The organism is Methylomonas paludis, assembly GCF_018734325.1.
In the GTDB taxonomy this organism is placed as follows: Bacteria; Pseudomonadota; Gammaproteobacteria; order Methylococcales; family Methylomonadaceae; genus Methylomonas; species Methylomonas paludis.
The window spans coordinates 2,089,382-2,113,274 of the sequence record NZ_CP073754.1 but is presented as its reverse complement, the minus strand read 5'-3'; the positions used below and the strand labels follow the sequence as shown (position 1 = coordinate 2,113,274).

24 protein-coding genes and 1 pseudogene are annotated in these 23,893 nt (G+C 47.0%); 14 read left to right on the top strand and 11 right to left on the bottom strand.

Annotation, left to right across the window (positions count from 1 at the left end; all coding sequences use genetic code 11):
- Positions 1 to 174: 174 nt before the first annotated feature.
- Both KEF85_RS09530 and KEF85_RS09525 read right to left on the bottom strand, forming a co-directional pair.
- Entirely contained in the window at positions 175 to 1,407 is a 1,233-nt protein-coding gene (locus tag KEF85_RS09530) for an IS701 family transposase (protein WP_425515598.1), read from the bottom strand.
- Between the two features lie 58 nt (positions 1,408 to 1,465).
- A pseudogene (locus KEF85_RS09525) lies at positions 1,466 to 3,036 on the bottom strand (IS3 family transposase).
- 665 nt (positions 3,037 to 3,701) lie between these two features.
- On the opposite strand from KEF85_RS09525, the gene KEF85_RS09520 reads away from it, so the two are divergent.
- Positions 3,702 to 4,343 (top strand): MBL fold metallo-hydrolase, encoded by a 642-nt coding sequence (locus tag KEF85_RS09520; protein ID WP_215579906.1) that lies wholly within the window; start codon positions 3,702 to 3,704, stop codon positions 4,341 to 4,343.
- A 176-nt stretch (positions 4,344 to 4,519) separates the two neighbouring features.
- Here the strand turns inward: KEF85_RS09520 and KEF85_RS09515 are convergent, their stop codons facing one another.
- Complete coding sequence (locus KEF85_RS09515; RefSeq protein WP_246534844.1) at positions 4,520 to 5,806, bottom strand: 3'-5' exonuclease family protein; 1,287 nt, start codon at positions 5,804 to 5,806, stop codon at positions 4,520 to 4,522.
- Positions 5,807 to 6,125: 319 nt separating this feature from the next.
- Between KEF85_RS09515 and KEF85_RS09510 the strand changes: the two genes are divergently transcribed.
- The 4 genes from KEF85_RS09510 to KEF85_RS09495 all read left to right on the top strand — a co-directional run bounded on the left by KEF85_RS09510 (position 6,126) and on the right by KEF85_RS09495 (position 7,186).
- On the top strand, positions 6,126 to 6,458 hold the full coding sequence (locus tag KEF85_RS09510) for a hypothetical protein (RefSeq protein WP_215579904.1): 333 nt from the start codon (positions 6,126 to 6,128) through the stop codon (positions 6,456 to 6,458).
- Positions 6,459 to 6,616: 158 nt separating this feature from the next.
- Positions 6,617 to 6,739: an Rpn family recombination-promoting nuclease/putative transposase gene (locus KEF85_RS17115; protein WP_215585111.1), complete on the top strand. Its 123-nt coding sequence runs from the start codon at positions 6,617 to 6,619 to the stop codon at positions 6,737 to 6,739.
- Positions 6,740 to 6,742: 3 nt separating this feature from the next.
- Entirely contained in the window at positions 6,743 to 6,931 is a 189-nt protein-coding gene (locus tag KEF85_RS16935) for a DUF4160 domain-containing protein (protein WP_343222195.1), read from the top strand.
- A 6-nt stretch (positions 6,932 to 6,937) separates the two neighbouring features.
- Complete coding sequence (locus tag KEF85_RS09495) at positions 6,938 to 7,186, top strand: DUF2442 domain-containing protein (RefSeq protein WP_215579900.1); 249 nt, start codon at positions 6,938 to 6,940, stop codon at positions 7,184 to 7,186.
- Positions 7,187 to 7,219: 33 nt separating this feature from the next.
- Here the strand turns inward: KEF85_RS09495 and KEF85_RS09490 are convergent, their stop codons facing one another.
- Positions 7,220 to 8,734, bottom strand: a complete 1,515-nt coding sequence (locus KEF85_RS09490) for a DUF6399 domain-containing protein (RefSeq protein ID WP_246535100.1) — start codon at positions 8,732 to 8,734, stop codon at positions 7,220 to 7,222.
- 215 nt (positions 8,735 to 8,949) lie between these two features.
- On the opposite strand from KEF85_RS09490, the gene KEF85_RS09485 reads away from it, so the two are divergent.
- Entirely contained in the window at positions 8,950 to 9,441 is a 492-nt protein-coding gene (locus KEF85_RS09485) for a hypothetical protein (protein ID WP_215579891.1), read from the top strand.
- A gap of 2 nt (positions 9,442 to 9,443) precedes the next feature.
- Positions 9,444 to 10,049 carry a hypothetical protein gene (locus KEF85_RS09480; protein WP_215579889.1) on the top strand — a complete coding sequence of 202 codons (606 nt, stop codon included), beginning with the start codon at positions 9,444 to 9,446 and terminating at the stop codon, positions 10,047 to 10,049.
- Positions 10,050 to 10,071: 22 nt separating this feature from the next.
- Here the strand turns inward: KEF85_RS09480 and KEF85_RS09475 are convergent, their stop codons facing one another.
- A complete protein-coding gene (locus tag KEF85_RS09475) occupies positions 10,072 to 10,770 on the bottom strand; it encodes a transposase (protein ID WP_215579887.1) in 699 nt (232 codons plus the stop codon).
- Positions 10,771 to 10,842: 72 nt separating this feature from the next.
- Here KEF85_RS09475 and tnpA point away from each other — a divergent pair, with 72 nt between their 5' ends.
- From tnpA to KEF85_RS09455, 4 genes are all read left to right on the top strand, one after another.
- On the top strand, positions 10,843 to 11,175 hold the full coding sequence (tnpA, locus tag KEF85_RS09470; protein WP_215579397.1) for an IS66 family insertion sequence element accessory protein TnpA: 333 nt from the start codon (positions 10,843 to 10,845) through the stop codon (positions 11,173 to 11,175).
- Positions 11,176 to 11,183: 8 nt separating this feature from the next.
- Positions 11,184 to 11,537, top strand: a complete 354-nt coding sequence (gene tnpB / locus KEF85_RS09465) for an IS66 family insertion sequence element accessory protein TnpB (protein WP_215579399.1) — start codon at positions 11,184 to 11,186, stop codon at positions 11,535 to 11,537.
- Positions 11,538 to 11,582: 45 nt separating this feature from the next.
- Positions 11,583 to 13,238, top strand: a complete 1,656-nt coding sequence (gene tnpC, locus KEF85_RS09460; protein WP_215579402.1) for an IS66 family transposase — start codon at positions 11,583 to 11,585, stop codon at positions 13,236 to 13,238.
- Between the two features lie 71 nt (positions 13,239 to 13,309).
- Complete coding sequence (locus KEF85_RS09455) at positions 13,310 to 13,516, top strand: hypothetical protein (protein ID WP_215579885.1); 207 nt, start codon at positions 13,310 to 13,312, stop codon at positions 13,514 to 13,516.
- 262 nt (positions 13,517 to 13,778) lie between these two features.
- Here KEF85_RS09455 and ubiB read toward each other — a convergent pair whose 3' ends face one another.
- The 6 genes from ubiB to hslV form a co-directional block, all read right to left on the bottom strand.
- The gene (ubiB, locus tag KEF85_RS09450; RefSeq protein ID WP_215579883.1) at positions 13,779 to 15,347 is read right to left on the bottom strand and encodes a ubiquinone biosynthesis regulatory protein kinase UbiB; all 1,569 of its coding nucleotides are present in this window, start codon (positions 15,345 to 15,347) and stop codon (positions 13,779 to 13,781) included.
- Complete coding sequence (locus tag KEF85_RS09445; RefSeq protein WP_215579881.1) at positions 15,344 to 16,006, bottom strand: ubiquinone biosynthesis accessory factor UbiJ; 663 nt, start codon at positions 16,004 to 16,006, stop codon at positions 15,344 to 15,346. The genes ubiB and KEF85_RS09445 overlap by 4 nt, the downstream gene beginning before the upstream one ends.
- A gap of 62 nt (positions 16,007 to 16,068) precedes the next feature.
- On the bottom strand, positions 16,069 to 16,818 hold the full coding sequence (gene ubiE, locus KEF85_RS09440; RefSeq protein ID WP_215579879.1) for a bifunctional demethylmenaquinone methyltransferase/2-methoxy-6-polyprenyl-1,4-benzoquinol methylase UbiE: 750 nt from the start codon (positions 16,816 to 16,818) through the stop codon (positions 16,069 to 16,071).
- A 2-nt stretch (positions 16,819 to 16,820) separates the two neighbouring features.
- Positions 16,821 to 17,219: a gamma-butyrobetaine hydroxylase family protein gene (locus tag KEF85_RS09435; RefSeq protein ID WP_215579877.1), complete on the bottom strand. Its 399-nt coding sequence runs from the start codon at positions 17,217 to 17,219 to the stop codon at positions 16,821 to 16,823.
- Positions 17,220 to 17,221: 2 nt separating this feature from the next.
- Positions 17,222 to 18,541, bottom strand: coding sequence for an ATP-dependent protease ATPase subunit HslU (hslU, locus tag KEF85_RS09430; protein WP_215579875.1), 1,320 nt, complete (start codon positions 18,539 to 18,541; stop codon positions 17,222 to 17,224).
- Positions 18,542 to 18,544: 3 nt separating this feature from the next.
- Positions 18,545 to 19,099 carry an ATP-dependent protease subunit HslV gene (gene hslV, locus KEF85_RS09425; protein WP_215579873.1) on the bottom strand — a complete coding sequence of 185 codons (555 nt, stop codon included), beginning with the start codon at positions 19,097 to 19,099 and terminating at the stop codon, positions 18,545 to 18,547.
- A gap of 259 nt (positions 19,100 to 19,358) precedes the next feature.
- Here hslV and putA point away from each other — a divergent pair, with 259 nt between their 5' ends.
- The 3 genes from putA to KEF85_RS09410 all read left to right on the top strand — a co-directional run bounded on the left by putA (position 19,359) and on the right by KEF85_RS09410 (position 23,873).
- Positions 19,359 to 22,460 carry a bifunctional proline dehydrogenase/L-glutamate gamma-semialdehyde dehydrogenase PutA gene (gene putA / locus KEF85_RS09420; protein WP_215579871.1) on the top strand — a complete coding sequence of 1,034 codons (3,102 nt, stop codon included), beginning with the start codon at positions 19,359 to 19,361 and terminating at the stop codon, positions 22,458 to 22,460.
- Between the two features lie 7 nt (positions 22,461 to 22,467).
- On the top strand, positions 22,468 to 22,965 hold the full coding sequence (locus tag KEF85_RS09415) for an alpha/beta hydrolase (protein ID WP_215579869.1): 498 nt from the start codon (positions 22,468 to 22,470) through the stop codon (positions 22,963 to 22,965).
- A gap of 140 nt (positions 22,966 to 23,105) precedes the next feature.
- Positions 23,106 to 23,873 carry a tetratricopeptide repeat protein gene (locus KEF85_RS09410; protein ID WP_215579867.1) on the top strand — a complete coding sequence of 256 codons (768 nt, stop codon included), beginning with the start codon at positions 23,106 to 23,108 and terminating at the stop codon, positions 23,871 to 23,873.
- Positions 23,874 to 23,893 lie beyond the last annotated feature (20 nt).

Here is a 23,893-nt window from a genome sequence, read left to right as displayed (position 1 = left end):
TCCAAGATTTTCAGCGCTTGATGAACGGCAGTTAAATTTCGATTGGTGGTAGATTTTTTTAAAAAACGCGTCTGAAACGCGACTGCCCTCACTTAAACCGAAAGGAACACGGATTCAGGTAGCATTCTTAATTATCGATCTGGACATAAATTACTGAAGTTTCCGCGAAATTCATCAAGCCACCATGCGTAATAACACGGCTACGATAGAATTTATTGGGGAGTTGCTGGGTTTAGGGCAAAGCCTAACAAAATCCTCATTAAGTGCGGCTTCAGCAATAATGTGTCGAACATCAGAAAAGGCAAAACTGGTTCGACCTTTAACTTTATGCCGACGCTCTGGGTCTGCTTTTAATTTATCAGCATAAATCCAAGCCAGGGTAGAAGCCATTAAGCAAAAGTTCAAGTGATTGATGACAGCCGCCGCTTTGCGGCATTGCGCCGATTGGCTGCCTATGTCTTGCTTCAGTTCTTTAAAGCCAGATTCTATTTTCCAACGTGCGCCATAAAATTCAATGATTTGATTCACCGACAACGTCAGATCTGTGGTAAACAAGGCTATCCATTGGGTTTTACGATACACCCAAACAACGCGAACAGAACATTTAAGTGTTTTTAGCACCACCACTTGATCATAGGCAGACACCTGACGCGTTTTACCGTAGAGTTCAACGGTATAGTTCTTTGCTAAAGAGACAAATTGTTTGGCTATCTCAGCCGTAGAACCGATACGCTTGCCGTACTTGGCAGGACGACCACGCTTGTTTTCTTTCGATTCGACGAGTTGATTATACAACACGTTGTTGCTCCGTAATCGAGATAGAATATGGAAGCGTAACCCTAAACATTTTCGTACGGGTTGCCATACACTATAGTTACCGAACCAACTATCCATGACAGCCAGCACAGGGGTGTTTGGAAAGTGTTGGCTTATGCCGATCAACATATGGCAGGCCTGTTCAAGTTTTGATTGAAAAGGCACAGGCTGATCTTTGATTCTGGCATTTTTCGAGTTTGCCGTTAGGGTTTTTTGCGCAATGTAAAATCGAAAATCCATGAATAAGCAACCCCAGCGGCCTTTGATGCGTTTAAGTAAACCAACGGCAACAATATTTTGAGCCCAAGGATATTGGCTTTGGTTTGTTTTGGCAGCATGATCAAATACTGTATCGCAAGCAAAGATATGGGTTCCTGATTTAGGGTTAATGGTGTCATCCAAAGCCAATAATAATCGTCCATCTGTTTCGGGTGATGGAATTAATCCCCAAATAGTTTGCCAAACACGCTGCCACGGCAAAGTGCTGGATGCCATAAACGTATAAAAACGCTTTTGGTTAAGGTCAATGCCAAATAAGGTGGTAAGACAGCGATAGCAGTTTGAGGTAATCGACGAGGTGAATGGGATGATAATGGAAAGCAGCGTATACGGAAATTGTCAATGTAGTTGTCGCCTCGACGTTTAAATCTTAAGCGGCATTTTTGTTCTGAGTTGTCTCCTCTGTATTAGGTTTACTGTTAGTCACTGGCTTATCAGGATTAAGGTGGACTGCTTGGATGCAATCCCAATTCCGCGTGTTACCAGTCCATCGCTTCGGGTTTCGATCACGGGCAGCCTCATAAACGGCTTTACGCTTAACCAGTAGGCCTTGATCTAAGCCTTCATGGCGTTGCGCTGGCGTGACAAACCGGATGGCGCTGTGGCGATGCTCGTGGTTGTACCATTCCACCAGTCTCGTTACCCAGTCACGAGCATCCGTCACCTTTGCAAACGGCTTTAACGGATAGTTTGGCCGGTATTTTAAGGTCTTAAAGAGCGATTCTGAGTAAGGATTGTCGTTGCTAACCGAAGGCCGACTTAACGAGGGCATGACACCGAGTTGTTGCAAGGTTGCCAGCATGGTAGCGCCTTTCATGGGGCTACCGTTATCAGAGTGCAGTATCAGCTGTTTGGGCTGTATCCCCTCACGATGGCACAGGTCACGTAACAATTCGCCTGCCAAGGTACTGCTTTCCTCTTCAAACACCTGCCAACCCACGATCTTTCGGCTGAAAATATCCACAAACAGGTAAAGATAGAAAAACTGTCCACGGATTGCTGATGGCAGATAGGTAATATCCCAGCTATAAAGTTGGTTAGGTACGGTGGCACAGAGGGCACGCGGTTTAGTGCGGGATTGAGCAGGGCGTTCACTGCGACGGTGTGCCAATTGGTTTTCTGCTCGCAGTACGCGATAGAATGTCGATTCAGAAGCCAGATAGCGGCCTTGATCGGCCAGCCGAGGTACGATCTGACTCGGCGGCAGATGCCCAAATTCATCGGAATTGGCAACAGCCAACACCTCGGCTCGCTCCATGACGGTAAGCTTATGCGGCGGTTGATATTCACGTAATGGACGTTGATCACAATGAACGGTCTCACCGGTCTGCCAGCGCTGCAAGGTGCGTTCGCTTAAACCCAGCACTTCACAAGCTTGGGCTTGCCGCGCACCCGCTATTATCGATTCATTCAGTAAAACAATTACTTGCTTGCGCTCTTCGTGGGCAGTCATTCGACCTCTCCCCCCAAGAGCGCTCGGAACTTTTTTTGCAGAACCAACAGCGCGGCGGCTTCTGCTAAGGCTTTGTCTTTGCGTAACAACTCTCGCTCCAGGGTATGAATTTCCGCTTTTAGGGTATGCACTTCACCTTTTTCAGATACGCCACCCTGACGACAGAATTCAGCTTTCCACTGCTCAAGCTGATGAACGAATAACCCTTGTTCACGGCACCAGGCATTCAAGTCTTCCCCGTTCAAGCCATAAGATTTCTGTAACGCTGAGAGACGTTCTTCAGGACGCCAATCATCAGGGCGTTTCGATTTCGACGGTAGATCTCGGGAGTTATGCAATTTAGCTTTTTTCATCCATGTTTTTAGGGTTTGCCAGCAAACGTTCAAGTCCTTCGCAATATCCTGAATCGATTGGTCGTTTCCACGGTTGTAAACTTTTCTCAGAGCTTGCTCTTTGAAGTCTTCAGAATACCTTGTATATGTTTTCATCTCTAATCTCAAATTTTATTGGCTTTAAAAATTTGAGACGACAACTAGTCTGACGCGGGGGGTATATCAGTGAGTCGCTATTTTTGCGAAAGCTTGTTTAGGGGCATCCCAGCCCCAACAAGCGGCAAAAATTACGCGACCGCTAATGCCTCCGGCGGCCCCGATTCGTCCTCCTCACCTCGTTCCGACCCAACAAGGGGATCGGAACTTCGGCTCCAAGTGACTTGACGGCGTTTCGCGATGCCTTGCAGGTTTTCTCCGCTTCGCTTCGAAAACCCGCCCGGCGCTACGCCTATCGGGGACTAAAAATCTTCGCTCCACTTACGTTCCGCTTCCAAGATTTTCAGCGGATGAATAATGAGGACCGCTCTTTGCCTAGTTCAGAGTGGCTAAATTGGGCTTGTAAGGGTTGTGTTATATCGCGTAAAATGAACATGAATGAGGTCTTTTTATTTGTCTAATCAAAGCGTTAGGAACTTTCATTATACAGTAAAACTTGATCTCATTCACTATCAAAGTATTGTTTTTTAAGGAAAATAAACAATTAATGTCTAACGTATATGATTAGTCGACAAGCGCCTAACATCAAAAGCAATTCTTTATAAACACTCGCAAAGCCTTCTAACAATCTACAAATTTTTGGGAAACTTCAGATAAATTATTTTATGCGTTTTTCTATTATTACCGTTACTTCGTACCAGCAAAATTGTACATTATTAATTTGCGAACAGACCAATAAAGCCGCATTAGTCGATCCCGGTGGGGATATTCCTAAACTATTGAGCAAAGTTAAACAGGAAGGAGTGGAGCTTGAGTCTATTTTAATCACTCACGGTCATCTAGATCATGTAGGGGGCGTAGCCGAACTGGCTGAACTATTGGCATTGCCGATTTACGGGCCAAATCAGGCCGATGATTTTTGGATACAATCCTTGCCGGAACAATGCGAGTATTTTGGTTTTCCTTATTCTGCTGTGTTTACCCCGGATCGATGGCTCAATGATGGTGATACCGTTCAGGTTGGGGAAGAAGTATTGCAGGTAATCCATTGTCCGGGCCACACCCCTGGCCATGTGGTGTTTTTTAGTGAAACTCAGCGTTTGGCGCTGGTTGGGGATGTGTTATTCAAAGGCTCAATTGGCCGTACAGATTTCCCCCAAGGCGATCATCAGACTTTACTGAACTCAATCAGAGAAAAACTTTGGCCTTTGGGCAAAGATGTAGCGTTTATACCTGGTCATGGGCCTATGTCCACCTTTGGTGCAGAAATGCGTAGCAATCCTTATGTGGGTGGAGATGTGATATAGCGATAACTATTAGTCGACCAATCTTATTTAGACGGATCCGACGTAGGATGCGCTGAACGCAGTGATGCGCATCAATCGCGAACCATGCGCATCCACAGTCGTCATATCATCATAGCGCTGCCGTCAAAGTACTGTTGGTCAACCACTAGTCGCTAGATTAACAGTATAGCTCCGGTTTACTTGATTAGTATCACACCATGGGCTTTTTTCAACGCCTTACTGACGATCAAATAAGTATCTTTATCAAATACTGGTCGGCCCGTGGCTAATAGCTCATCAATTTCCGTCTGATCACGAGCCGTACCTAAATAACACCAGTGATCAAACACATGCAGTTCTTCCGCTTCCGGGATGCCTATGGCGCCCGGATACGGCCAGACTGCCAGCTTTAATTTTTGCATAGCGATTTGCAAACGCATAGCGTGTTGTAAGGGGGGTTCCAAACCCATACAAGCTCCCCGGCATTTTTTGATTTGATGGCCAAAACAAGGCCGGCCTTGCACCACCTTTTCCAAACCCAAGACAGCTAAACACAGTTGGTGTTGATCGGCCAGACTCCGCAATGCTTTGTGGGCCTCACGCACACTGTGATACAAACCGTATAAATTCTGCTGTGCACCAAAATCCAAATCATCAGCCCAGATCAGGGTAGGGGATACATGGGTTTGTTCTTGCTGCAACTGCCAAGCACATAGCGCATTTTTACGGCGTAAGCGCTGGTTATGGGTGGGCTGCATAGTCTTGATCAAGCGAGCTTCAGTTAATAAAGCGCCCAGTTCGCCTGCGGTTTCCTGCCATTCGATACGGCGCAATTGCTGCGATAAACTCATTTCCTTGTTGTGGCGGTGATCGGCAGAAAAATGCGCCAGCACTCGTTGCCGGATATTGATGCTTTTGCCGATATACAGCGGTAAATCATTCTCGCCAAAAAACAAATACACTCCAGGTGCTTCGGGCAAATCATAAATCAGCATTGGGTCTAACTGTGACGGCAAACTGGAACGGTTAATCAGTTTCTGTACGGTATCCAGCAAACCCTGCGCCGGAAAATCCCGGTTTATATGCATCCAGAACTGATGAATGGATTGAGCATCGGCCAAAGCCCGGTGTCGTTCCTTAGTCTGTAACTGATGCCGCTCGATCAAACTATCCAGATTATGTTGCCGATAGTGCGGATACAAGGTTCTGGACAATTTAACCGTACACAAAACCGTGGGCTGAAATGCCATACCCAAGCGCTTGAATTCGTTTTTCAGAAAACTGTAATCAAACCGGGCGTTATGGGCAATAAACAGCCGGCCTTGCAGTAACTGTTGCACTTCTTCGGCAATTTCGGCAAACAGTGGGGCACCGGCGACCATCTCATTACTGATGCCGGTGAGTTGTTCTATAAACAGTGGAATCCGGGTTTGGGGTTGGACTAACCGGCTCCATTCACGCACCCCGGTCTCATCCACCAGCACGATGCCAATTTCCGTGATACGGTACTTTAGTACTGGAAGCCCCAGTGGTTTCCAAATCCACAAAGGCCAAAGCTTGCATAGAAATAGTCAGAATAAATTCCCGGTAATGCCTAATCGCAAGGGCGAAAAGTGCAAGCTTAATATAGTGTTGGGTAGGCTGATTTTAAAGTCTGCAGCCGCTACACCGATTAAAATTTAGCTATTCCTGAGTAGCCAAGTACGAAATACCGATGGTGATTTGATAATGCGTATATGATGTCTGCGGAGGCTTTTGTTTCCACAACTCATATCTACTAAATCCAAGGATTGTTTCAACATCATGAATTCCATTAAAAAAACTACCTTAAGCATGATTGCGGTTATCGTTTTAGCTTTTACCAGCACTATTGCTGGCGCCGCAGAAGCTAACGTTACCGAAACCATCGGTCATATTGAAAAAGCCTTAGTCGAAATCAGCAAAAGTGATTTTAACAATGCTCAAATCCATTTGAAAGCAGCACGGGCCTTGTCCGAGCAACTGACAGGCGACGCCAAATTACTCAAAGAAGCCAACGCCGAAATCATTCAAGGCCAAATTCTGTCAAAAAGAGGCGATGTGGCTAAATCGACCGAAGAATTGAACAAAGCGATTGCTTTGTATAAAACGCTGTAAAGTTAAGCCGTCAGGCCAGAACGCCAAGCATGGTTTTCTGGCGCTGACATTTGCCTGATTGATGCTTAACAGAGCATATCCTGTTGTCATGCCTTACCGATGATTAACGTGATCGCGAAGATGATTTGATTTGGCGCATCCGCTGTGGGGATGACTAGCTGTATGTTTATCTGCTGCTGGAGTTTCAATCCAGTATTGATCATTTTATGGCTGTGCGGATTCTGGGATATCTTGCTTTACTTTATCAGGATTTGATTCGCAGTGAAAAACTGACTAAGTAGCATCTGCTGCATTTTCATGCTGTTTACGGTGAATTCAATAGTTTGTTTGATATAAACTGTCTGGAAATGTTCGAAGGTGATTTGCCGGATAGGGCAAGAAAATTAGTTTTGGAATGGGCGACTTTATACCAAACTGAGCTGTTAGCCATGTGGGAAAAACAGGAATTTAATAAACTTCCAGCCTTAAAGTAGAAGATAATGAAATATCCAAAAATATCGACAGTTTCTACCAAACCCCCTTACATGTTACTGGTTGAATTCGACAATCAGGAAAAAAGGGAATATGACGTAGCTAAGTTACTGAAAAATGAAATGTTTGCACCATTGCAAAATCCGGTATTTTTTAAGACCTGTAAAATTGACCCGACTGGTTACGCTGTTGTTTGGAATGAAGATATTGATATTAGCGAATATGAATTATGGCAAAACGGTAAGCCTATTGCTTGATTGGATGAATGTTTTACTAACTCGGCTTCCAACTTAAGCCGGGACAGTTTTCAAAAACAATGGGTTATGAATAGTCCGCTCCCGCCCCTTTCTTGGCAGCGGAAGCTCGCCCATTTCAGCAACCAACCATAAAAACAAATCAGGAAACGTTTGACCAAACAAGCGCATTGCCGCTGTTGTTCCATCAGTCCGTTTGAGTCCGTAGTTATGAATCACTGTCAATGCCCTCAGGCGTTTTTCGGTCAAGCCACGGCCATTGTGATACATCTGCGACAGATAACCATTACGCCCCTCGACGGCGGAAGAACTGCGATGAAAGTTCCGCGCCATCCACTCTGCCCATTCCAACCAGCGTTGCAATTCGCTTTCCGACAGGGTTGCTGTGAAAGCATCAGTCTGTAAATGCTGCGCGGCTTGCTGCCAAGCCTGACGGTATTTTTCCCTTTGCCTGGGGTTTTGGGTTTTGAGCAGTTGCTGATGCCAGTACACCGTTGGTAACAGGGCATGAATCAGCCAGTAGTGCGTTGCCTCATCCACCGAAAGACCGGCTAGAATTTCCATGACCCATAGCCACCAGGTTTCTACATTGGACGCTAAGTCATTCAATTGATTACGAAACTTATTTATGGTCTGTTTTATGTCAGCAATAGATTGCGATTGCGCGATTTTTTCAAACGCCTGAGCGCGTTTTTCCAGACTGAAAGTCACCTGTTCCGCCCGATTGATTTTCTGGGTTTCTAACGAAAACGGATGAACATCTTCGGCAATGCTGGCCAGATTTTCGTGATAATCGGCGCGTGTTTCCTGTATCTGTTTATAGGCTCGTTCTGCATCAACGACCTGCACCAATTCGGCGAGGTTGTTGTCCGGTTTCTTTTTCAATAGCGCCTCAGCCGTTTCCAGTTGAGTTTTCGCTTGTTCGTGCCGCCTTCCCAGCGTTGCACCCAACCATTTGCTGACATCCTGCTGTGCATGAAAAATATCGGCACCTGATTGACAGTCAAACCCGGTAATAGCCAGTTTGATCAAGGCTTTGGCTCGGTCGCTGACGGCGTGGTTGACGTCAATACCCAACTCTTTTAGGCGCGGTATCGCTTTCTCAAACCAAGTATCGAAGCGACGGTCATGGCTGATGTCTTCCAGAATCAAATAACCGGACGACAAGTCCATCAGCACCAGGATGAGAAAATCACCAAAAAATGTTTCATCCATGGCGACTACGGCTGAACGTGTTTGAGCTGAAACGCCGCTTTCACAACGCTGCTGAAATACGGGTAACAGGCTTTCCATCCGGCTCAATTGCTGACGCAATGCCGATGAAGATATGCCCACATGCGTGTCAATGCGAATCAGCTTGAAAAATCGCGACAACTTGTCGGCTCCAACATGGCACTCCATGCCAAAACTGTACAGAACCGCAACCATCAATAGTTTCAACCAGGCTTCGCCTGCTTCGGTTTCCCATAGGGCAGATTCGGGATATTGATGGCGTCGGGCTTGCGCTTTTTGGTGCCGATGGACGCTACTTTTGGATCGATTGACCAGCACCGCCAATTGTCTAAGACTTTTCTTGCCACGGGCTACCAGTTCATTGATAATCGAGCGGTTCGTTGCACGGATTCCTTGTGTCGTTTTGTTTTTTTAGTCATTAACTCATGATACAGGACTGTGCGGCGAACGCTTGATTTTGTCCCGGTTTAAGTGGGTAGCCCAAAACAGTAAGCGCGCAATTGGAATCTGCTACATTAAGTGCCTGTTGCGGAATGTATAGACAAGCATTTGTATCACTTAGACTAGCTTTAGAAATGGGCTTAGCAGCAGCCTATTTCTCAGCTCACAAACTCGAATTGCATGAATGGCTAGATGGCCGTAGTGATATTAAGTGGTCCTTGCTTATAGATGACGATAATGGAGTTATTTCTTCCCGATTCGCAAAAGCATTTTTCGAAGAATTTCAAAAAGATGTTGCTGCTTACAGAACAAAGGCTAAACAGACTTATAGAAAACTATCAGAGTTTGTTCATGGAAACCATGAAACATGGAAAAGCTCAGAGATTGAATTGTCTTTTAATAAAGAAAGACTGAAAACATATTTTGACAGGGTGAACGAGGTATCGGAAGTTATTTTGTTTGTTTTAAGTTGTCGCTATTTAAAATCATTCCCTGAGTCAACATTGGAAACATTAGAGTTTATTCCTGAGGAAATGAAACATATAGAATATGTAAGGGTTTATTTTGGAGGTCCTAAAGGGTAGTTATGGCTGAATTTTATTTGCGCACAGAAAGTATAAAACAATCAGATATAAAAAGATTGTCTGTTGTAAACTCGCAGGATATTAATCTTATACAAGCACTTAAGTCATCTGAGCCCTGTCTTCTTGAAGGATCACGAGGAACTGGAAAATCATTTCTGATGAAAGTCTCAGAGATTGAAATTGAAGAGGAAAACCCTAATTTCATCCCCGTTTTCGTCGCATTCAATAAAAGCTCACTTATAAATACTGATGATGGGCTCCAGTTTTATCATTGGATGCTTGCAAAAACCCTTAAGGCTCTGACAAATAAACTACGCAAAAAGGGTATAACTGTTTCTGATTATTCTGCGGGGCTGCTTAGTAACGACGAAAGTGATAATCCTGATTTAATAGAAAGCAACCTTAAAGAAATTGTCAAGATATTCGAGGAATCATATAAAGGTCAATCAAGCGTTGATATATCATCTCTACCAGACATAGAAGATGTTAAAGAAGCAATCGAGAATATATGTAATGAGAATTCAATTGAAAGGATATATTTTTTCTTTGACGAAGCAGCTCACGTATTTAGACCAGAACCTCTCAAGAAACAAATCACAACCAATTGATTATGTTGTGTTATTTTTTTTATTATGCGGAAACCAGTTTCATGCCCAATTGTTCGGCGCGTTTATTCAGCGAATTCACCACCCGTTGACGATAGCGTTCTTCATAATATTGTTGACCTTTGTCCACGAATTCTTCCCCCTTAGTCAATAGCGCATAAATTAAGCGCGCCAACTTATGGGCGCAGGCGGTGATCGCGCGTGGTTTATCCATACGAGCACAGAGTCTACGGTAATAGGCTCCCAACGCAGATTGACTGGCGCGTAAGTTAACCGCCGCCAACCTTAAGGCTTGAGCAGCACGGTTAGCCGTGCGCTTGGACTTGCCAGACAATACTTTGCCGCCTGATATTTTAGTACCCGGACATAAACCCAACCAGGATGTAAAATGTTTAACATTTTTAAATCGCGACATGTCAGCCCCGACTTCGGAAAGTACCGTAAACGCGGTAGTGACGTCAATGCCATCAATCCGTGTTAGATCGACGCCACATAATCTAAACAGGTGAAGACGCAAATCAAATTGCGGCGCATTTTTGTTTCGACTGCGACGCGTTATGGCTTGCGGCTCATGGGAATATTTAGCCAATTCTTGGAGCATTTCTTCCAATTTCAGGTCGCACTCCTCTAATTTTTCAGTATAATTGTCATACAAGTCAACCGCTTGTTTAAGCGCAAACAAATGTTCTTCACGCCAATTACCCTGTAAAGAGTAAGCGCTCAATTTTCCGCGTAATTCCCACCCCCCAGCCTACCATGTCAGAATTTCCCATCGATATTATTTTGGGGATTACCAATGGCATCAATAGAAAACAAGACCGGTCACGATTTTTGGCAAAGGCACGTCGCGCAATGGCAAGCGTCTGGCTTGTCCCAAGTAAACTACTGCCGCCAGCAAGCGCTGCATACCCACCAGTTGAGTTATTGGAAGCGCAAATTTTTGATCGATTGCGAACCGGTTGACACTGAACGTAAAGCGACTGGATTTACCCGTGTCCAAGTGGCTGCACCTATCGCCATGCCCTCATCGCCAAGTTTGTCATTGTGCTTCCGGGATGGTACACAATTGATTGGGATTTCTCAGAATAATATGGCTTTGATTCAGCAATTGATAGAGGTGTTACGGTGACTTGCATTATGCGCCCCTCTTTAGAGCTGACAGAGGTTTATCTTTACCGACAGGCCATTGATTTTCGTAAATCCCATCGCGGGTTGGCGGCAATTGTTGAGTGCGAACTCGGCCATAATCCGTTTGATGGCGGACTGTATGCGTTCACCAATAAGCAGCGTACTAAAATCAAATGCTTGTTCTGGGAAAATACGGGCTTTGTGCTTTATTACAAGACCTTGGTCGAGGATAAGTTCAAGTGGCCGAAGGGTGAAGAGGCATTGTTGACGTTAACGGGACAGCAATTGAATTGGCTGCTGGATGGCTACGATATTAGCGTGATGAAAGGCCATAAAAATCGGCATTATGAGTCTGTTTTTTAAGGAAAAACGCCTGCTTTTTGGCTTGAATTCAGGTATAATAAGCCTATGATTTTATCCCACTTTTCTAGCATAGAACACGATGAACACTCGGCTATTTTGTTGCCCGAGATGCTCGCCGAGTTGCTTGAAAAAGCGCAACGAGTGGATGAATTAACACAGGCCGTTGAGCTTAAATCAGAAGTGATTGCTACGCTCAATCAACGTATACAGTTGTTAGAAGAAGCGTTGCGTTTATCCAAAATCAAACGCTTTGCGCCCTCAAGTGAGCAGTCCGGGCAAACTTCATTATTTGATGAAGCCGAAGTCGAGGCCACGGTTGAGCTTGAAGCCGCAACGGATGCAGCCGTTGACACAGTAGAGGCTGTTGATTCGAGCGTTGAATCAGAAGCTTCTGAGCCCAATCCACCTAAGCCAAAACCTGGTCGCAAACCATTTGCCAGCCACTTACCGAGAAAGCAAATCTTTATCACACTGAGCGATGAAGAAAAAGCCGGTGCAATTACAACCTTCTTTACTAAAGTTAAAGAAGAATTAGACATCATCCCTGCCCAAGTGCGGGTTTTAGAATACATGCAGGAAAAAGCGGTGTTTCTGGAGCCTGCTCAAGCTGAAACACAACGCCGTATTATTGCCGCTGCTCTGCCCAAACATCCTGTTCCAGGCGCGATGGGCAGCATTGATTTAATGTGTAATGTAATCATCTACAAATACTGCGATGGCTTGCCGCTGTATCGGCTGGAAAACATCTTAGCCCGTTATGGCGGCGAACTCTCAAGAGCCACACTGGCCAACTGGGTCATCGCACTGGCTAGAACGCTGCAACCTTTGATTAACCTTATTCGGGATCATCAACTGGCTGGTAACATCATCATGGCCGATGAAACCCGAGTGCAGGTTCTTAAAGAACCGGGGCGACCGGCCACCTCGGATAAATTCATGTGGGTGACGCTGGGCGGCACGCCTGGTCAACCCAGTGTGTTATTTGAATATGATCCGACCCGCAGCCAGGAGGTGCCGTTGCGCTTGCTGGAGGGCTTTTCGGGTTATCTGCAAACCGATGGTTATGCCGCTTACAATGCCGCCTGTATTATCAATCATATCATCCAGCTCGGTTGTTGGGATCATGCGCGCCGTAAATTTAAAGAAGCTCAAGATGCGCAGCCCAAACCCAAGAAAGGCAAGCAGCATAAAGCCAGCAAAGCCGATCACATGCTGAGTTTAATCAATACACTCTATATGATTGAGCGGCAAATCAAAACTCTGAGTGCCGCTGAAAGATTCCAGCAACGCTGCAAAAGAAGCCTGCCGGTTTTGAAGAAACTGAGAGCGTACTTGGACGACAATCAACACAAAGTGCCTAAGGATAGTTTAACGGGCAAGGCCATGACTTACATGAGCAACCAATGGGATAAGCTGATGGTGTATTGCTCGAATGGGGAGCTGAACATTAGCAATATTCTTGCTGAAAACGCCATTCGCCCCTTTGTAATGGGTCGCAAAGCATGGCTCTTCTCTGATACTCCAAAAGGCGCACAGGCCAGCGCGATTCATTACAGCCTAATTGAAACAGCAAAAGCCAATGGCTTGGAACCCTGCGCCTATTTAACCCATGTACTCAAGGCATTGCCTTATGCCGATACCGTTGAAAAAATTGAAGCCCTGTTGCCTTGGAATTTAAAAAATACTGATTTTGCTAGATAGGGGGAGTACGCGCTTTATTAAGCGCTTACATTAAAGACGATAAAGAACAATATAAAGCATCGCTGAAGTCAATGCTTGAAAAGCCTATTGATGTGCTTTCCCTTCTTACTGAGTGGCAAAAAGGGAAACTAAAAAATGCTGGTATTTATACCATTGAAGATCTTCACTCAAAATCAGAAGAGAATTTAATTGAATCTATCTATAACGTAGGTCCAGTACGAGCAAGAATAATAAAGAATGCGGCTACTGCAGAATTATTGGAATATCTATCAGGATAAAATGTAACAAATGCGTCAAACAGGATGTTCCTTATATTGCGCCTGTAACGCAAACGTTGAATGGCGGCTAGCGGTGATGTACCGGCCATACATTTCAAATCTTGAATGTCGCAAAGTGGCCGAAGTTGTCCGTAATTGCCAAATCAAACTGAATCTGATTTTCTTAATTATCAGATTGAGTCTGCAATTTATGCTCAGGCAGCATTTATTTATAGGCTAAAAAACTAATCGCAAGTCTATAGTAATAGTTTGTATGCATTACTCAATGCAAATGCAACCAATTCTGCAATAACAAAGCCGCACTAATAATCAATGACCCAGACACCACCGCCCAAAAATGATTGAAGTTGTTTTTCTTCAGCTGTTTTCGCAGCAGAATGATTTCCTTGTTTTGCAGCTGTAATTGCTGTTGAACCTGAGCCGTGCTTTGCAGGGCGTGTAGGATCAAATTGGGGAATTCCGGCAGTTGTTCGGTGATTTCCGGAATTTTGCCGAGAAACTCTTTAATTTTGGCGGTTGGGCCTATGCGTTGTTTGAACCAGTTTTCCAGAAAGGGTTTGGCGGTTTGCCACAAGTCCAGATCAGGGTAAAGCTGGCGGCCCAGGCCTTCGATATTCAGTAGGGTTTTTTGCAGCAGCACCAGTTGTGGTTGTACTACCATATCAAAGCGGCGAGCGGTCTGAAACAGTCTTAGCAGCAGTAAACCAAAGGAAATATCTTTTAATGGCTTCTCAAAAATGGGTTCGCAAACACTGCGGATTGCGGCTTCAAACTCTTCCACGCGAGTGTTTTCGGCTACCCAGCCGGATTCGATATGCATTTTTGCCACGCGCCGGTAATCGTGGTTAAAAAACGCCAGGAAATTTTCCGCCAGATAGCGCTGATCGGTGTCAGACAGGCTACCGACGATGCCAAAATCCACAGCCAGATATTTGGCCGGTAGTTCGACAAAAATATTGCCGGGATGCATGTCGGCATGGAAAAAGTTATCGCGGAATACCTGGGTAAAAAAGATTTCCACGCCGCGTTCAGCCAGTAGCTTAAAATCGGCATTACCTTCCCGCAAAGCCTGAATATCACCCACCGGGATACCGCGCACCCGTTCCATCACCAGCACTTTACGCCGGGTCAGCGGCCAGTGAATTTCCGGGATATAGAGCATATCGGAATTTTTGAAATTGCTGCGGATGGCGCTGGCATTGGCGGCTTCCCTGACCAGATCCAGCTCATCCAGAATGGTTTTTTCAAATTCGGTGACGATATCAATTGCCCGCAGGCGGCGGGCATCGCTCCAGAATTTTTCACCCAGTTTGGCCAGTTCATGCAGCAGGGCCACATCTGAATGTATTTTGGACTCTATGTCGGGCCGCAGCACCTTGACAATGACTTCTTCGCCGCTATGCAAGGTGGCAGTGTGAACCTGAGCAATAGAAGCTGAAGCCAGCGGCTCGCTGCCGAATTCGGCAAAAGCTTCGCTGATGGACATGCCTAATTGCTGCTCTATTATTTTGCGGGCCAGTTCAGCGGAAAACGGCGGCACTTTGTCCTGTAATTTCACCAGTTCTTCGGCGATGTCATCCGGCAACAAGTCTTTACGGGTAGACAGCGTTTGACCAAATTTAACGTAAATCGGGCCCAAATCTTCCAGGGTGCGGCGGATGCGCACGCCGCGCGGATCACGGTTATTACGCAGCCAGTAACTGGGCGATAGCAGGGCCAGATAACGGATGGGTCTGAATAAAGGCGTTTTCAGCACAATTTCATCCAGGCCATGAAAGATCATGACCCAATTGATATGAATAAGACGCAAGAAAGTTTTAGGGCGTATCACAGCGAGGATCCAGTTTGAGGTTGATGCGCGTGGGTTTGTTCCAGAGTGGCGCTTATGCGCTGGATGCGGGCGTTAAGCCGGTCATAATCGCTCTGACAGGCATCAATATCTTGGAACAGGAGTTCGGCTTCCGGTTTGGCTGGCAGTTGCCGGGTTTCTTCCTGTAAAAATTCTTCCAGATTCAGTCGCAGAGTAGTCAGGCTGGCAGAGGCCCAATGCCGACTGCCGCCGACAAAACCAGCCACTTGCCGGGCAAAGTGGCTACCGGTATAGCGAGCCAATTTAGCTTCCAGGTTAATATCCAGTTTTTCAAACAATCTTTGCAGTTTTCTGGCTAATTGCATATCGCCATCCAGGCGCACTTCACCTTTAAAGAAGGCGCGCATCGGTGTGGCGCTCATTCCCATCAAGCCTAAAGCCGTTAAAGACCCGGTTAAACTGGCATCTGCTTCGCCATTGAATTGTTCCAGAATCTGAATATTATCCTGATTCGGGCAGACATAAAGTGTAGTATCCCAGCCGCTGATATGTACCGCGATCACTTTACCGGCCATTGGCGTTAACAATTGCTCGATATTGTCATCCAGCCGCAAATAACTGTTTAGTGCTGTTTCAATAACACCAATTAACAAGGGTTTGATTGGGTTGTGCGTAGTCATTTCAGATAGGTGAGATATGGCCAGGTCAGTACTGCGACAACAGGGGTAGGCCGGTTAAGCCTTCAGAATTTATAGCCCCGGTGTATCGCCACGATGCCTTGCGTAAGATTGAAATACTCACAACGCTCCAGACCGGCGGCTTCCATCATGGTTTTTAGTTCTTCCTGTTTGGGATGCATACGAATGGATTCGGCCAGATATCGATAGCTATCTTCATCCTTGGCCACTACCGCACCGATTTTCGGCAGCAGATTAAATGAATAAAAATCATACACTTTCTCAGTAATCGGATCGATAGGATGGGAAAACTCCAGCACTATCGCACAGCCGCCCGGCTTTAATACCCGGTAAATAGAACGCAAAGCAGCATCTTTGTCGGTAACATTGCGTAAACCAAAACCTATGCACACGCAGTCAAATGTATTGTCGGCAAACGGCAAACATTCGGCGTTAACTTGCGCGTAGCGGATATTGCCGCTCAGGCCTTTGTTGATTAAGCGGTCCCTGCCGGTACGCAGCATTTCCGAATTAATATCCGCCAACACCACTTCACCGTGTTTGCCCACCCGTTTTTCAAACAGAATGGTCAGGTCACCGGTGCCGCCGGCCAGATCCAGCACATGATAGCCTTCGCGGATATTGGCCAACTGCACGGCGATGCGTTTCCAGATGCGGTGTATGCCCAGCGACATCAGGTCGTTCATCACATCATATTGGCTGGCAACCGAGTTGAAAACTCCGCGCACCAGTGCCACTTTTTCCTGCTTGGGAACCTGTTTAAAACCAAAATGGGTGGTATTGTCGTTAGTCATATTCAATGCTTAAAATTTTGTAAAGGTGATTTTCGGTTAATGCCGGCAGCCGTTAATTCTTCAAGATAGGCCGACCATAACAATGGAAAATCCGTGCCCAGCTTATACAGCAAATCCCAGGAATAAATGCCGGAATTGTGGCCATCGCTAAAAGTCAGAGCAATGGCATAATTGCCGACTGGCCGGATGTCGGTGATAGTGACATCTTCCTTACCGGTTTGCAGAATTTCCTGGCCGGGGCCATGGCCCACGGCTTCAGCGGACTGGGTATAAACCCGCAAATATTCACTAGGCAATTCAAAAATACTGCCATCGTCAAAATGTATTTCCAGTATGGCCGAAATTTTGTGCAACTTTATTTCGGTTGGGGTACAAAAATAAGGGGTAAAGTTCAGGCGCATAATTATAGAATGTAACGGCTTAAGTCTTCATCATAAGCCAATTCCAGCAGATGCGCATCTACATAAGCCGCATCTATGCTCACCGATTTATCACCCAGATCACTGGCGCTATAGGAAATGTCCTCCAACAGTTTTTCCAGGATAGTGTGCAGGCGCCGCGCACCTATGTTTTCAGTTTTTTCATTGACCTGCCAGCCCAGTTCGGCGATGCGTTTGATACCGTCAGCGGTAAATTGCAGACTGACGCCTTCAGTAGCCAACAAAGCCTGATATTGCTCAGTCAGGGACGCATTTGGCTCGGTGAGAATACGCACAAAATCTTCTGCACTCAGCGCATTAAGTTCCACCCGAATCGGGAAACGGCCTTGTAATTCCGGAATGAGATCAGATGGCTTGGTTAAATGAAAAGCCCCGGAAGCGATAAACAGGATGTGATCAGTTTTGATCATGCCGTATTTGGTACTGACGGTACTGCCTTCCACCAGTGGCAACAAATCGCGTTGTACACCTTCCCGTGACACTTCACCGCCGCCCATTTCCGAACGTTTACAAATTTTGTCAATTTCATCCAGAAACACAATGCCGTGTTGTTCTACAGCAAATAGCGCAGATTGTTTGATTTCATCTTCATTAATTAGTTTGGCGGCTTCTTCTTCCTGCAAAAGTTTCAGCGCGTCCTTGATTTTCAGTTTGCGGGATTTGGTGCGGTTGCTGTTCAGGTTTTGAAACATACTTTGCAACTGATTGGTCATTTCTTCCATGCCGGGCGGAGCCATGATTTCCACGCCAACAGCCGGAGCCGACAAATCCAGTTGAATCTCCCGTTCGTTCAAATCGCCTTCACGCAATTTTTTACGCATTTTTTGTCGAGTGGCAGCTTCACTTTCCGATAACATCCCGCCTTCTGCTCTGGGCAGCAATAAATCCAGGATACGTTCTTCACCGGCATCAGCCGCAAGATGCTGCACCTTTTCCATGGCCGATACCCTGGTCATTTTGACTGCGGTTTCCACCAGGTCGCGAATAATCGATTCCACATCGCGCCCGACATAACCCACTTCGGTAAATTTGGTGGCTTCTATCTTTATAAAGGGAGCATTGGCCAAGCGTGCCAAACGCCGGGCGATTTCGGTTTTACCTACCCCGGTGGGCCCTATCATCAAAATGTTTTTGGGTGTGATTTCATCACGTAACTCCGCGGCAACCTGACTGCGTCGCCAGCGGTTACGTAGCGCAATGGCTACTGAGCGTTTGGCGGCTGATTGGCCGATAATATGTTTATCCAGTTCGCTGACGATTTCTCGTGGGGTCATTTGACTCATGTGTTACTCTGCTGACTCGGTATCCAATTCTTCGATACGGAGATTATGGTTGGTATAAATGCAAATATCAGCGGCGATATGTAAAGATTTTTCGACAATATCCCGCGCAGTTAATTCAGTATTTTCCAGTAAGGCGCGCGCGGCACTTTGCGCATAAGCGCCACCAGAGCCGATGGCCATAAAATCATATTCCGGCTCAATAACATCACCAGTGCCGGAAATAATCAGCGAAGTTTTGGCATCGGCAATAATCAGTAAGGCCTCCAATTTGCGTAAAGCCCGATCGGTACGCCAGTCTTTAGCCATTTCCACGGCAGCTCGGGTCAAATTACCCCGATGCTTTTCCAGCTTACCTTCAAAATGTTCAAACAAGGTAAAAGCATCAGCGGTAGCCCCGGCGAAACCGGCGATAACCTTGTCGTGATACAGCCGTCTGACTTTACGGGCATTGCTTTTCATCACCGTATTGCCTAACGTGACCTGACCGTCACCACCTATCACCACCTTGTTTCCGCGTCGGACGGAAAGAATGGTCGTGCCTTCAAGTTGTATGCTCATGGACTTCTAATCTATAGGGAAAGGCGCGAATTCTACAATAGTTTCAGAAAACAAAAAATTATAGATGCATATATAACATCAACTAGCCTCAGGCAACTTGCTAACCGGCTTGGAAAGCAGTAATAGTAAACAGTGCCGTCTGCAGTTTTTGGCAAAATTGCCTGATCAACAGCTTACCAGTCAAAAAACCTTATGATGGAAAATTAAATTATTTTCAGGCAAGATTATCCTCGTTCACCTGCATAAAAATAGGTGTGTTATGGGTACTGCACAGTGTTTAGCTGAATTACGCGCGGATATAAATCTGACCTTTCTGAGTGCAGAAGCAGATAGCTTGGCGGAGTTGCGCAATCTGCTGCTGGATTATGATGCCCGGCAAATAACCCAGTCTGCCCAACAACTGGTAGCAAAAGTGCGGGGCAGTAACATCGGCACTGCCCCGATACTGGCATTTTTACATGAATATGGTTTGCACAGTGCCGAAGGCATTGCCGTGCTGAATATAGCCGAAGCCTTGCTGCGGATTCCCGACCGCCGCACCCGGCAAGAATTTCTGCGTGAACAATTGGCAGACGCGGGTTGGTATAGTCATCATCAGCACAGTCCAAGGCTGTTGATCAATCTCACCACATTGGGTCTGACACTTGCCGGCAAAATGTCAGCACAGATTCTCCAGGGCGGTTCAGCCCTGACTCCACGCCTGCTGAGCCAGTTGACTGAGCCGCTGCTGGGCATCGTGATGGAACAAATACTGCAGCAATTGGCTACCGGTTTTGTGATTGCCGAAAATATCGGCACTGCCGTACAGCGCAGCTTAACGGCTTCATCCGGCTACCGATATTCCTTTGACATGCTGGGCGAAGCCGCCATCACCAGCGCAGATGCCGATCATTACTATCAGGCTTATGCCCAGGCTATCCAGACCCTGGCTAAAGTGGCAACCGATGCCGATCTAATGTCTAACCCCGGCATCTCCATCAAATTATCGGCACTTTACCCACGCTATGAGGCATTACAATACCGTACTGCCGGCCCGGAACTCTGTGCCAAACTCAGCAGTCTGGCACTACAAGCCAAAGCCGCCAATATCAGCCTGACGGTAGATGCCGAAGAAGCCGGGCGCTTGCAACTTAGTTTGGATATATTCGCCCAAGTTAGTTCATCGCCGGAATTGGCGGGCTGGCCGGGCTTGGGTTTGGCAGTACAGGCCTATCACAAATCAGCTCTGGCGGTAATTCGCTGGTTGGCCGCTTTAGCGGCAGCTCAAGGTCGGCGTATTCCGTTACGGCTGGTGAAAGGTGCCTATTGGGACACCGAGATTAAACGTGCCCAAGAAAATGGCTGGAATGACTATCCGGTTTTTACCAGCAAAGCCGCCACTGATGTCAGTTATCTGGCTTGCGCCAGAACAATCCTGGCTGATCCTCAGGTGTTTTATCCGCAATTTGCCACCCACAACGCCCATACCGTTGCCGCTATCTGTGAATTTGGCCGAGATCACCCGGGTTTTGAATTCCAAAGGCTGTACGGCATGGGCGAAGCTTTATACCAGCAGTTATCCGGAGCAATACCCTGCAGAGTATATGCACCGGTCGGCGGTCACCGCGAGTTATTACCTTATCTGGTCAGGCGTTTGCTGGAAAACGGCAGCAATAATTCATTTATCAACCAATTGGAAAATCCGGCACTGGCCGCTGAAGTATTATGCCGCGATCCACTGGCTGAGCTGCCGGCTAATCAGAAGAGAGCCATTGCCGCTCCACCGCAATTATTTGGAAAGCAGCGCCGTAACTCTCACGGTCTGAATCTGACTGATCCAGAATTAATAAGTCAATTGCAACAAATGCTGGATAACCTGGCATTCCGGCACTGGAGCGCAGCCCCCTTGCTGAGTGGCAGGCAACCCGCAGGAGTCGCCCAGCCGGTTTATTGCCCCTATCAGCAAAACCAAATAGTCGGCAGTGTCATCAACAGTAAGGCTGTTGATGCAGAACAAGCCCTGTCTGCCGCCTGGCAGGCTTATCCCAACTGGCGATTAACTGCGGTGGCTGCACGGGCCGGGTATTTGCAGCGGGCGGCAGACATGCTGGAGGCCAGACACCTGGAACTGATAGCCTTGTGTATCCGAGAAGGTGGCCGGACATTGCCAGATGCACTGGCGGAAGTCAGGGAAGCGGTCGATTATTGTCGCTACTATGCTGTCAATGCCATGCAACTGTTTAGCGAACCCCAAATATTACCTGGGCCGGTTGGCGAAACCAATCAATTAGGCTACTTTGGTCGTGGTGTGTTCGTCTGCATCAGTCCATGGAATTTTCCGGCAGCTATTTTTATCGGCCAGATAGTCGCCGCACTGGTAGCCGGCAATACCGTAATCGCCAAACCGGCGGCACAGACAGCTTTGACTGCCATGTTTTGTGTTCAATTGCTACATGAAGCCGGAGTGCCGGTACAAGTCTTGCATTTATTGCCCGGAGACGGCCCGAGTCTGGGCCGGATTTTATTAAATGATGTGCGAATAGCTGGCGTCGCTTTTACAGGGTCCACCACCACGGCACACGTAATCAATCAACAATTGGCAGCGCGGGAATCAGCTATCGGTGTTTTAATTGCCGAAACCGGTGGCCAGAATGTGCTGATAGCCGACACCAGCGCTCATCAAGAACAACTAATCGCTGATGTCCTGCAATCCGCTTTCAATAGTGCCGGTCAGCGCTGTTCGGCCTTGCGGGTACTGTTTCTGCCGGAGCAGAGCGCGGAGCCAATAATTGCCAGGCTGATAGCCGCCATGCAATTATTGCGAGTAGGTGCGCCGACAGATATCGGCGTGGATATCGGCCCGCTCATAGACCGGCAGGCCGTAGCCAAATTGCACAAGCATGTAGAGCAACTGTGTAGTCGTGCCAAGCAAATTTTTCAGATAGATTTAGCCGATGAATTGCAGCAAGGCTGTTTCTTTGCCCCGACCCTGTTGCAAATAGACAATTTAGCCTTGCTGAACAGCGAAGTATTTGGCCCGGTGCTGCATGTAATTACCTACGGCAGTGGACAATTACCGCAAGTGATAGCCACCATCAACGCCAGTGCTTACGGATTGACTTTAGGCGTGCATACCCGCTTGCAGACGGTTAGCCGTTACGTTCAGCAACATGCCCAAGTGGGCAATGTATATATAAACCGTAATATGATAGGGGCAGTAGTGGGCGTGCAGCCCTTCGGCGGCATGGGGCTGTCCGGAACCGGGCCCAAAGCCGGCGGGCCAGACTATTTGCGGCGTTTTGCCGTAGAACAGACCGTTAGCACCAATATTGCAGCAATTGGTGCCAACCCCGGCCTGTTTGATAATTTTCAAGTGACATAAAGGTATTATGGCAAAATTAGTAATTTATAATCACGGTAAAGACAGCATACCCTGGGGAGAGAAACCCCTGGCGCTGGCCCAGGCCGCCAAACAGCAGGGTTTTGAATTTATCAGCCCGGATTACCGGCCCGGCAATGAGCCGGATATCCGAGTTCGGCAACTATTGGCAATAGATGTGTCGGCCTATCAAACAGTGGTGCTGGCTGGTTCCAGTATGGGCGGATATGTCGCCACCGTGGCTGCAGAAAATATTCAGCCCCAAGGCCTGTTTTTGATTGCCCCGGCTTTTTATCTGCCGGGCTATGCCAGAACCACATTTAATCCCGCAGCAGCCGATATAGAAGTATTTCACGGCTGGCAGGATAATGTAGTGCCGCCGGAAAATGTCTGGCGATTTTGCCAGACCCATCATGCCCGGTTAAATATGCGTGATGCCGATCATCGTTTATTGAGCATCTTGCCGGAAATGCAGCAGAATTTTGCCGACTTTCTGCAACGCTATTGACTAAGGGCGAGAATCCGATAGGGTTTTAATGCCATCAGTGTTAAAATTTTAAGGCCTGTAGTGGAGATAATTATTGATGTCGTCAATCCTTAATCCATCAGCATGGCCAGCATTTACTCAGTTATTACAAGAAGTTGTTGATGAACCATAAAATCTTATTGGCGGTATTGCCCGTTTTATTTCTTACCAGTGCGTGCAGTTTTTTCGGTTCCGAACCCCCGGCTCCGGTCAAGGTGGCACCCAAAGTCACCAGTGCAAAAAAACCGATACTGCCCAGCAAACCCAATATCAGCAAAACCACGCCAGGCACCGCCACCTATGCGATAGAGCCACCGCACAACAGTTTTAAAGTCGAGTCCAGCACGTCGAGTTTTCATGCAGAACCCATGACTTTGCCCACACCGGTTGAAACGCCCACTGTGCCGGTCACCCCGGCAATAACGCCGCCGGTAGCCGGCCAAGCTGGAGCGGTTGCAGCAACTGCAGCAACATCCGGGTTAATAGCCGCAGCAAACCCCAGCCCCAGCGCACCGCCGCCTTTACAGATAGCACTGGAAGATGCTGCCATACCGGCCGGAACATCACCAGCTGTGGTGGCGTTAATTACTCAATCCGATCGTGAGAGCAACAAAGGTGATTTGGATGGCGCCGTAGTCGTCATGGAGCGGGCTTTACGCATTGATTCCCGCAATCCCACGTTAACCTACAAACTCGCCCAATTGCGTATCAAGCAGGCCAAACCCCAACTGGCGGAAGAACTGGCTGGAAAAGCGGCCTTACTGGCCGGCAATAACCTTGATTTAAAACGTAAAAGCTGGTTATTAATTGCCGAATCCAGACAAATGCAACACGATTATCCCGGAGCTAAAGCAGCCAAGCTCAAAGCAGACAGCTTTTTCGGCCATTAAGCCTATCGCCGCCGGGTAGA

Coding starts and splice junctions, on each gene's coding strand:
- KEF85_RS09445 (WP_215579881.1), bottom strand. CDS start 16,006: ATGACTACGCACAACCCAATCAAACCCTTGTTAATTGGTGTTATTGAA.
- KEF85_RS09455 (WP_215579885.1), top strand. CDS start 13,310: ATGCTTGAAAAGCCTATTGATGTGCTTTCCCTTCTTACTGAGTGGCAA.
- hslU (WP_215579875.1), bottom strand. CDS start 18,541: ATGAGTCAAATGACCCCACGAGAAATCGTCAGCGAACTGGATAAACAT.
- KEF85_RS09410 (WP_215579867.1), top strand. CDS start 23,106: ATGAACCATAAAATCTTATTGGCGGTATTGCCCGTTTTATTTCTTACC.
- KEF85_RS09485 (WP_215579891.1), top strand. CDS start 8,950: ATGTATAGACAAGCATTTGTATCACTTAGACTAGCTTTAGAAATGGGC.
- tnpB (WP_215579399.1), top strand. CDS start 11,184: ATGCGCCCCTCTTTAGAGCTGACAGAGGTTTATCTTTACCGACAGGCC.
- KEF85_RS09495 (WP_215579900.1), top strand. CDS start 6,938: ATGAAATATCCAAAAATATCGACAGTTTCTACCAAACCCCCTTACATG.
- KEF85_RS09435 (WP_215579877.1), bottom strand. CDS start 17,219: ATGCGCCTGAACTTTACCCCTTATTTTTGTACCCCAACCGAAATAAAG.
- KEF85_RS09415 (WP_215579869.1), top strand. CDS start 22,468: ATGGCAAAATTAGTAATTTATAATCACGGTAAAGACAGCATACCCTGG.
- KEF85_RS09480 (WP_215579889.1), top strand. CDS start 9,444: ATGGCTGAATTTTATTTGCGCACAGAAAGTATAAAACAATCAGATATA.
- tnpA (WP_215579397.1), top strand. CDS start 10,843: ATGGCATCAATAGAAAACAAGACCGGTCACGATTTTTGGCAAAGGCAC.
- ubiE (WP_215579879.1), bottom strand. CDS start 16,818: ATGACTAACGACAATACCACCCATTTTGGTTTTAAACAGGTTCCCAAG.
- tnpC (WP_215579402.1), top strand. CDS start 11,583: ATGATTTTATCCCACTTTTCTAGCATAGAACACGATGAACACTCGGCT.
- KEF85_RS09510 (WP_215579904.1), top strand. CDS start 6,126: ATGAATTCCATTAAAAAAACTACCTTAAGCATGATTGCGGTTATCGTT.
- hslV (WP_215579873.1), bottom strand. CDS start 19,099: ATGAGCATACAACTTGAAGGCACGACCATTCTTTCCGTCCGACGCGGA.
- putA (WP_215579871.1), top strand. CDS start 19,359: ATGGGTACTGCACAGTGTTTAGCTGAATTACGCGCGGATATAAATCTG.
- KEF85_RS09520 (WP_215579906.1), top strand. CDS start 3,702: ATGCGTTTTTCTATTATTACCGTTACTTCGTACCAGCAAAATTGTACA.